The sequence below is a fragment of the Streptomyces niphimycinicus genome (assembly GCF_018883605.1).
GTDB classification, from domain to species: domain Bacteria; phylum Actinomycetota; class Actinomycetes; order Streptomycetales; family Streptomycetaceae; genus Streptomyces; species Streptomyces niphimycinicus.
In genome coordinates this window covers 1-583 of record NZ_JAHLEM010001198.1, presented here as the reverse complement: position 1 = coordinate 583, position 583 = coordinate 1, and the positions used below count along the sequence as shown (strand labels likewise).

The 583-nt window shown below is 71.9% G+C and carries 1 protein-coding gene; it reads left to right on the top strand.

Annotation, left to right across the window (positions count from 1 at the left end; all coding sequences use genetic code 11):
• Nucleotides 1-583: ketoacyl-synthetase C-terminal extension domain-containing protein (locus tag KN815_RS48815; RefSeq protein WP_301184722.1), on the top strand; the 583-nt coding region annotated here is incomplete at both ends.

Sequence of the window (583 nt, the reverse complement as noted above, 5' to 3'; positions counted from 1 at the left end):
ATCAAGATGGTGATGGCGATGCGGCACGGGGTGCTGCCGAAGGTGCTGCATGTGGATGAGCCGTCGCGGCAGGTGGACTGGTCGGCGGGTGAGGTGCGGCTGCTGACGGAGGCCACCGCGTGGCCGGAGACCGACCGGCCGCGCCGGGCCGGCATCTCCTCGTTCGGACTGAGCGGAACCAACGCGCACACCATCATCGAGCAGGCCCCCGCTGTGGAGGAGCAGGCGGTCTCGGACACCGTGGCCCCCCGCACGGACGAGTCGGCGGCCGTGGTGCCGTGGCTGGTCTCCGGGAAGAGCCGGGAGGCACTGCGGGCACAGGCCGGGCGACTGCACGCGCATGTGGCGGCCGAGGCCGACCTCGACACGCTGGACGTCGGGTACTCGCTGGCGACTCGCTCGGTGTTCGAGCACCGGGCCGTGCTGGTCGGCGAGGACCGCGAGGCCCTGCTGCGCGGTCTCGAGGAGATGGCTCAGGGCGGAATCGGCTCGGGAGTCGTCCAGGGACAGGCCGTCACGGGTGGCAAGACGGCGTTCTTGTTCTCGGGCCAGGGTGCGCAGCGGCTCGGCATGGGGCGGGAGT